This window comes from Rhizobium mongolense USDA 1844, from assembly GCF_000419765.1.
Lineage (GTDB): Bacteria > Pseudomonadota > Alphaproteobacteria > Rhizobiales > Rhizobiaceae > Rhizobium > Rhizobium mongolense.
In genome coordinates, this window is the sequence record NZ_ATTQ01000028.1 from 46,458 (window position 1) to 54,426 (window position 7,969).

Annotated in this window: 9 protein-coding genes; 8 read left to right on the plus strand and 1 reads right to left on the minus strand. The window is 59.5% G+C overall.

What is annotated here, in order from left to right:
• The first annotated feature begins 5 nt into the window (after positions 1-5).
• Genes flgA through fliP form a run of 6 tightly spaced genes read left to right on the plus strand, consistent with a single transcriptional unit; the run spans position 6 to position 4,123 of the window.
• Complete coding sequence (gene flgA / locus A3C3_RS0132310) at positions 6-488, plus strand: flagellar basal body P-ring formation chaperone FlgA (RefSeq protein ID WP_022718691.1); 483 nt, start codon at positions 6-8, stop codon at positions 486-488.
• A complete protein-coding gene (locus A3C3_RS0132315; RefSeq protein ID WP_022718692.1) occupies positions 485-1,606 on the plus strand; it encodes a flagellar basal body P-ring protein FlgI in 1,122 nt (373 codons plus the stop codon). The genes flgA and A3C3_RS0132315 overlap by 4 nt, the downstream gene beginning before the upstream one ends.
• Complete coding sequence (locus A3C3_RS0132320; protein ID WP_022718693.1) at positions 1,603-2,145, plus strand: MotE family protein; 543 nt, start codon at positions 1,603-1,605, stop codon at positions 2,143-2,145. Before A3C3_RS0132315 ends, A3C3_RS0132320 begins: the two co-directional genes overlap by 4 nt.
• Positions 2,142-2,858, plus strand: coding sequence for a flagellar basal body L-ring protein FlgH (gene flgH, locus A3C3_RS0132325; protein WP_022718694.1), 717 nt, complete (start codon positions 2,142-2,144; stop codon positions 2,856-2,858). The genes A3C3_RS0132320 and flgH overlap by 4 nt, the downstream gene beginning before the upstream one ends.
• A gap of 60 nt (positions 2,859-2,918) precedes the next feature.
• A complete protein-coding gene (locus A3C3_RS0132330; protein ID WP_376774883.1) occupies positions 2,919-3,389 on the plus strand; it encodes a flagellar basal body-associated FliL family protein in 471 nt (156 codons plus the stop codon).
• Positions 3,386-4,123 (plus strand): flagellar type III secretion system pore protein FliP, encoded by a 738-nt coding sequence (gene fliP / locus A3C3_RS0132335; RefSeq protein WP_022718696.1) that lies wholly within the window; start codon positions 3,386-3,388, stop codon positions 4,121-4,123. Before A3C3_RS0132330 ends, fliP begins: the two co-directional genes overlap by 4 nt.
• A gap of 90 nt (positions 4,124-4,213) precedes the next feature.
• Here fliP and A3C3_RS0132345 read toward each other — a convergent pair whose 3' ends face one another.
• A complete protein-coding gene (locus tag A3C3_RS0132345) occupies positions 4,214-6,088 on the minus strand; it encodes an O-linked N-acetylglucosamine transferase, SPINDLY family protein (RefSeq protein ID WP_084797089.1) in 1,875 nt (624 codons plus the stop codon).
• 430 nt (positions 6,089-6,518) lie between these two features.
• On the opposite strand from A3C3_RS0132345, the gene A3C3_RS0132350 reads away from it, so the two are divergent.
• Both A3C3_RS0132350 and A3C3_RS0132355 read left to right on the plus strand, forming a co-directional pair.
• Positions 6,519-7,427, plus strand: a complete 909-nt coding sequence (locus tag A3C3_RS0132350) for a flagellin N-terminal helical domain-containing protein (protein ID WP_022718698.1) — start codon at positions 6,519-6,521, stop codon at positions 7,425-7,427.
• Between the two features lie 285 nt (positions 7,428-7,712).
• Positions 7,713-7,969 (plus strand): flagellin N-terminal helical domain-containing protein (locus A3C3_RS0132355; RefSeq protein ID WP_028740189.1); only part of this gene is annotated, 257 nt, incomplete at its 3' end.

The following is a 7,969-nucleotide window of genomic DNA, read 5'->3' on the forward strand; positions in this document are numbered from 1 at the left end:
CGAACATGATGTTTCGCCGGGCGAGAAATATCGTCGTGTTGACGGCATTGGCCTTGGTTGCGATCGCAGGCGCCTTCATGCCCGGTGCCGCGAGCGCCGGCATGGGCTATGCGGTCGTGCCGACGGCCATCATCTATCCCGGAGAAACGATCAGCGGCGGCCAGCTTCAGGAGGTCGAAGTCACCAATCCGAACCTTGCGAGCGGCTATGCAAAATCCATCGAAGAAGTTCGCGGCATGATCTCGAAGCGCACGCTGCTGCCGGGACGGACGATCCCTGTCTCGGCCCTGCGCGAGCCTTACACCGTCACCCGCGGATCGCAGATTCGCCTTATCTTTCGTATCGGCGCGATGACGATCTCGGCGGCAGGCTCGCCGCTCGAGGACGGCTCTACCGGCCAGGTCGTTCGTGCCCGCAACATGGATTCAGGCGTCATCGTCAGCGGCACCGTGCTGGCCGACGGCACCATACACGTGGCGGCAAAATGAAGATTGTCTCTCGCATTTTTATCGCACTCGCGGCCCTTTCCATGTGCATGGCACATGTGACGCCGGCATTTGCGCTGACCTCGCGCATCAAGGACATCGCCTCGCTGCAGGCCGGGCGCGATAATCAGCTCATCGGCTACGGTCTTGTCGTCGGTCTTCAGGGCACGGGCGACGGCTTCCGCGCATCGCCGTTCACCGAACAGTCGATGCGCGCCATGCTGCAGAACCTCGGCATTTCGACGCAGGGCGGCGAATCCAATGCGAAGAATACGGCGGCTGTCATGGTCACGGCGAACCTTCCGCCTTTTGCGAGCCCCGGCAGCCGCATCGACGTCAGCGTCAGTTCGCTGGGCGACGCGACCTCGCTGCGTGGCGGCACGCTCGTCATGACGTCGCTGTCGGGCGCCGACGGTCAGATTTATGCTGTCGCGCAAGGCTCCGTCGTTGTCTCCGGCTTCCAGGCGCAAGGCCAGGCTGCAACGCTGACCGAGGGCGTCACGACGGCCGGCCGCGTTCCGGGCGGCGCAATTATCGAGCGCGAGCTTCCCTCGCACTTCAAGGATTCCGTCAATCTGGTGCTGCAGCTACGCAATCCGGATTTCTCGACGGCCGTGCGCATTGCCGATGTGGTGAACGGCTATGCCGGTGCCCGCTTCGGCGGTCCGGTCGCGGAGGCGAAGGACGCGCAGGAAGTTGTCGTCCAGAAGCCGCGTGTGGCGGACCTGACGCGATTGATGGCCGATATCGAAAATCTCGTCGTCGAGACCGATACGCCGGCGAAGGTCGTGGTCAACGAGCGCACCGGCACGATCGTCATCGGGGCGGACGTCCGCGTCTCGCCGGTCGCGGTCAGCTACGGAACCCTGACCGTGCAGGTTACCGAGCTGCCGCAAATTATCCAGCCGGAACCCTTCTCGCGCGGCGTCACAGCCGTTCAGCCGCAGACCGATATCGCCGCGCAGCAGAACGGCGGACGTGTCGCGATCCTCGACGGTCCGGACCTCCGGACCCTGGTTGCAGGTCTCAACAACATCGGCGTCAAGCCGGATGGTATCATCGCAATCCTGCAGGGTATCAAGTCCGCGGGCGCTCTGCAGGCGGAGCTCGTACTGCAATGATCGGCTCGAAGTTCGACATCAGAATCTCTGAACTGCTACGGCGGCTCTCGTTACCGGTTGCCGTGGCTGTCCTTCTTTCCATCCCCGGCGCCTTCGCCCAGGAAGCCGCAAGACCTGCCGGCGACCTGAGCTCGGAAGAGGAAATCAAGCAGTTCTGCACCAACATTGCCGATCCGGCGCGCGACCAGCGCTATCTGCTGCAGAAGCAGGAACTGGAGAAGCTGCGCGCCGATATCGACACCCGCATGGCAGAGATGGACAAGCGCAAGGCCGAGTATCAGGACTGGCTGAAGCGTCGCGACGACTTCCTCAAGCAGGCCCAGGCCGGCCTTACCGACATCTTTAAGAACATGAAGCCGGATGCTGCGGCGCAGCAGCTTCAGGAAGTCAAGATCGAGGTTGCGGCGGCGGTGATCATGCGGCTCGGCTCGCGTCAGTCGAGCCTGATCCTGAACGAGATGGACCCGCTGAAGGCAGCCGTCATCGCTAATATCATCGCAAGTGCGTCCGATCCCAATACGTCGAAGGATCCCTCATGAACAAGCGTTTCCCGGCTGTCATGGCCGCTGTTGCCCTTCTAGCCGGCTGCCAGTCGCCGCAGGCTGTGAGGGAGATCGGCCGGGCGCCTGCCATGAGCCCGATCGGCAGTGGCCTTGCTTATGGCCAAACACCGCAGATGGCGCTTTATCCGAAGCAGCCGCGCCAGGTAGCGCAGGGCTATTCGCTGTGGAGCGATTCCCAGGCAGCCCTCTTCAAGGATGCGCGCGCACTCAACGTCGGCGACATTCTGACGGTCAATATCCAGATCAACGACAAGGCGACCTTCGACAACGAAACCAATCGCAGTCGCCAGAATTCGAGCGGGCTCAATTGGGATGTGCAGGCGAACATCTTCGGCTGGAACCCGACCTCCCAGACGGACATTACCTACGGTTCCGACACGAGCACTGACGGCAAGGGTAAGATCGAGCGTTCCGAAAAGCTGACACTCCTCGTCGCTGCTGTCGTCACCGGCATCCTCGAAAACGGCAACCTCGTCATCAGTGGTTCGCAGGAAGTCCGCGTAAACCAGGAAATCCGCATCCTCAATGTTGCCGGTATCGTACGCCCTCAGGACGTCGATGCCGAAAACCAGATCTCCTACGAGAAGATCGCCGAAGCCCGCATCTCCTACGGCGGCCGCGGCCGCCTGATGGAAGTGCAGCAGCCGCCGCGCGGCCAGCAGGCCATCGATCTCTTCTCGCCGCTCTAAGGCCGGATGACCATGGCAGACGCAGAAGAAACCGACGGCAAGCCGAAAGCGAAATCCGCCATGCTGATCATGGCAGCGGGGCTGCTCGCGCTCACCGTTCTCGGCGCCGGCGGCGGCTGGCTCGTCGGCACGATGATTGCGCCGAATGTCAAGAGCGCCGAGCAGGCGGAGGCGGCACAAACGGCTTTGGCCAGCGGCGAAGAGAAAAAGGAAGGCGAGGGCGGACTGCCGCATATTTCCACCGAGGCGAACAACGTCGTCCAGCTTGAGCCGATCACGTCGAACCTCGCCTATCCCTCGGAAAACTGGGTCCGCCTCGAAGTGGCGCTGCTCTTCAACGGTCCGCCGGATGTGAAAGTGGCCGAGGAGATCCACCAGGATGTCCTGGCTTACATCCGCACCGTTTCCCTTCAGCAGATCGAAGGGCCGCGCGGCTTTCAATATCTGCGGGATGACATACAGGAACGTGTTGACCTGCGTTCGCAAGGACGAGTATCGAAGGTCATGTTCAGGACCTTTGTCATCGAATGATTCGATTCATAGTTTTCTTCGCTGCCATGATGGCGGCGCCGGAATTGGCGGTTGCCCAGCAGCTGCCGACAGATCTTTTGAACATACCCGTCGATGGCTCCGTCGCCGCCTGGATCATCCGTACCTTCGGCCTTCTGACCGTCCTTTCGGTCGCGCCCGGCATCCTGATCATGGTGACGAGCTTTCCGCGCTTCGTCATCGCCTTTTCGATCCTGCGCACGGGCATGGGGCTTTCTTCCACCCCTTCCAACATGATCCTGCTTTCGTTGGCGCTCTTCATGACCTTCTATGTCATGTCGCCAACCTTCGATCAGGCCTGGCAGAGCGGCGTGCAGCCACTGCTTTCCAACCAGATCAACGAGCAGGAGGCCGTACAGCGCATTGCCGAGCCCTTCCGCACCTTCATGGCCGCCAACACGCGTGACAAGGATCTGGCGCTCTTCGTCGACCTTGCGCGTGAACGCGGCCAGACCGTCCAGACCGGGGCCCAGATCGACTACCGTGTTCTTATTCCGGCTTTCATGATTTCGGAGATCCGGCGCGGGTTTGAGATCGGTTTCCTGATCGTCCTGCCGTTCCTCGTCATCGACCTGATCGTTGCAACGATTACTATGGCGATGGGCATGATGATGCTGCCGCCGACCTCGATCTCGCTGCCGTTCAAGATCCTGTTCTTCGTGTTGATCGACGGCTGGAACCTGCTGGTCGGCAGCCTGGTGCGATCCTTCAGCTAATCTCCACGAACGAATCCCGATGGGCCGGCATGGCCGCAATGAAAAACCGCCGGGCATGCACCCGGCGGTTTCCTTCATCTTCTACAGCGGTCATTCCGCCGAGTAGAACGGCTCTGTACGCCGCGGCAAAGCCGGCACGTCGATGTGATCAGGATCAAGGCCGTTCCTGGCGCGCTCAGCCATCATTTCATAGGCTGTTTCCAGGTGATGGCAGAAGCGCTCCGCGTCGAAAAGCGGCATGATCGGGCCGTTGGCTTTCAGGCGCGCCTTGTACTCGGCGATCTTTTCGGGATTTTGCGCCAGCTCGACGGCCAGGTCTTCATAAGCCTTCAGGTCCGGGGCAACGAGTTCGGGCAGGCCGATGGCGTGCTGCAGGCTCTCGCTGACGCGCGACGCGAAGTTCGTGCCCTTGACTGTCAGGACCGGCAGACCGCCCCATAGCTGCTCCGAGGTGGTCGTGTGACCATTGACCGGGAATGTGTCGATGCCAATGTCGGCCGCCTGCTGGCGGGTGATATGTTCTTCGTAGGTGACACGCGGACAAAAGATGATGCGCTTTTGCGGGATGCCGGCCTCCTGGAACCTCTTCGAGAGATTTGCCTGGTTCCGCGTCCCGTTGGACATGATCCAAAGAACGCTGTTGGGCGCGCGCTTCAGGATACGGCACCAGATGTCGATCGTCTCGGCGATGATTTTGCGGTTGCCGTTGAACGAAGCGAAGATGAAGGCATCTTCAGGCAGGCCGAGCTCGGCCCGCGTGATCGGCTTCGGTTTCGGACGGTTCGTCGGGTCATTCGGCTGGTAGCTTTCCGGCATTCGGCAGAATTTCTCATGGTAATGAGGCTTTGCCGCATCCGGAAGGACGAAGCGGTCGCCGATGACGTAGTCGAGATCGATGTTGAGCGTGCTGCCCGGAAACCCGAGCCAGGCGACATGAACAGGTGCCAGCGGCAGATTGAAAGACGACGCCCGGCTGCCGGCGGTGTGGCCCTTCAGGTCGACCATGATGTCGATGTTATGCTCGCGAACGATGGCAGCGATTGCTTCATTGGAAAGGCCGTACACATCGACGACGTTTCCCCAACGGCTGCGGTCGGTCGTGTTTTTCGCCAGATGCTCCGGCTCGGTGTGGCAGAACAGGGTAATTTCGAAGCGGCTCGTGTCGTGCAGTTCGAGGATGCGCTGCAGGAGCTTCATCGTCGCGTGGTGGTCCCAGAAGTCGGAGGACATGTAGCCGACGCGGACCTTGTCTGACCAGGTGTGCGGCATCTTCCGCCGCATGGCGACGCGTTCTGGATTGAGGGGGGTCGTACCGATCGTGGCAAACCGGTTCAGGCTCTCGTCGCCGTTCCAGTGAAGATGGTAGAACGGGTTGTCCTTGCGAAGCACGTCGAGATCGCCTTTGGCGATGCGCTCGATGATCGGAGCGCTGTGTTTGTCGGTTTCGTCGAAATCGTTGAACTCGCGCAAGAAGACCAGATAAAGAAAGCGAAAAGCGATATTGCCGGGGTACCGCTTGAACAGATTGCGCGCGAGCATCTGGTTGGTCTGATCATGCAGGTCGTCGGTCAGAAGCAGGGCGGCGAGCCTGGAGTGGTCCGGATTGGAACTTTCCGACAGTACTTTCTTGAACGGCTTTACGATGTCGCGCTGCTGGCGGTTCAGATAGATCGAGGTCAGGATATAGGCGAGCTCTGCGTCATCCTGCGCCTTCGAAAGATTGCGCATGCCGATCAGCAATGCGTCGTCTTCGTTCCCGCACTCAAAATGCAGACGTGCGGCCTGCTTGTGGTATTCGTAGGCGTTCGGGCTGTCGTATTGAGCAGCGAGCGCATAGGATCTTGCCGCATCTGCCTTGAAGCCCAACTGCAGAAGGTTTTTTGCAAGCAGCGCGTAGGTTTTGGCGTCCTGTTGGCTGTCGATGAGCTGGTTCAGTGTTGCAAGCGATTGGGTATAGCGGCCCATCTGGTAGTCTTTGGAGGCTGCCGAAAACGAAACTTTGCTGTTCAAAACCAACTCCGTGCGGAAATATCCGTTTGAATGTCGCCGTTCAGGGTCACGCCCGGCGCCGCAAAGGCGCAATTATCCCAACCCTGGTTCATCGCATATTGCCGGGCGAAGCTTGCTTGAAACAGGTGGCGGTGAATGCGCCCTACGAAATATTTTTCGCTTGATATTACAGATATTTACCGCGCATTAACTACGCCCGCTGTCCGCGTTCGGGCACTGCTTCGATTTTAAGAAGTTGGCAAGCATTGGCTGCGAGATTGCTCCCGACATGACGGGTTTGGGCCAAGAACACAGGGCACCGAGGGGCATGAAGCTGCTCCGTCATCGCCGGTAAGCAGTCCGGTAATGTCCTCCTTTTGTATCTAGTTTTCTAGGGGACAGACTTATGACAAGTATTAATACGAACAACTCCTCCATGGCAGCTCTCCAGACGCTGCGTAACGTCAACAAGGGCCTGAACCAGACTCAGAACCACGTTTCGACGGGTCTGCGCGTCGGCTCGGCTTCCGACAACGCTGCCTACTGGTCGATCGCAACGACCATGCGTTCCGACAACAAGGCGCTTTCGGCCGTTTCCGACGCTCTCGGCATGGGTGCCGCCAAGGTCGACACCGCTTACACGGCGATGGACAGCGCCATCGACGTTGTTTCCGAAATCAAGGCCAAGCTGGTCGCCGCGACTGAAAACGGCGTCGACAAGGCGAAGGTCCAAGAAGAAATCAGCCAGCTGCAAGCGCAGTTGATGAGCATCGCTCAGTCGGCTTCCTTCAATGGCGAAAACTGGGTTGCCGGCGCAAACAACACCACGAAGAGCGTTGTTTCGTCCTTCGTTCGCGATGGTTCGAACGGCGTGTCGGTCAAGACCACCGACTACAAGCTCGACAACACCTCGGCCGGCAACGTGCTGTTCGGCATGAGCGGTGGCTCGATCGAAACCTCCACCGGCATCCTCGGCACCTCGACGGGCGCAACCGGTTCCGTCTACTCGATGGACATCACCAACTTCACGCTGGGCCAGATCTCGACGGCTCTGTCCAACGTCGAATCCGCACTGAAGGCAATGACTTCGGCTGGTGCCGAGCTCGGCTCGCTCTCCACCCGCATCGAATTGCAGGACGATTTCGTCTCGGCTCTGAGCGACTCGATCGACTCCGGTATCGGCCGTCTCGTCGACGCCGACATGGAAGAGGAATCCTCCAAGCTCAGCGCCCTGCAGACGCAGCAGCAGCTGGCGATCCAGTCTCTCTCGATCGCCAACTCCTCTTCGCAGAACATCCTGTCGCTCTTCCGCTAAGAGCGGTCGAAATCGACAAGCACGAGTTTTCGCGGCCGGGTCATCCCGGCCGCGAAATGTTTTAAGAACAGGTTAACCAAACTACATTTAACGATCAGAATTCATTAACTAAATTTCTTTTTCGACTTCAGTATTCCTTAACCATCTTGCTGTTTCCTAGGCCCATCGAAACGGCGAGTTAACCTTAATGGATACGGTTAACAGGCATGAGGCTGATCGCTGTGGGCCGGCTAAAAATTCCGGAATGTCCCTTCCTTGTTTTTCCTGCCAAAGGGGCAAATAGACATGACGAGTATCGTTACCAATAACGCTGCAATGGCAGCTCTCCAGACTCTCCGCGGCATCAACCAGGGCCTCGGCGAAACCCAGGATCATGTTTCGTCGGGCCTGCGTGTCGGCAAGGCCGCTGACAATGCCGCTTACTGGTCGATCGCAACGACCATGCGTTCCGACAACAAGGCGCTTTCGGCTGTTTCCGACGCTCTCGGCCTCGGTGCCGCCAAGGTCGACACTGCCTATGCTGCGATGGACAGCGCCATCGA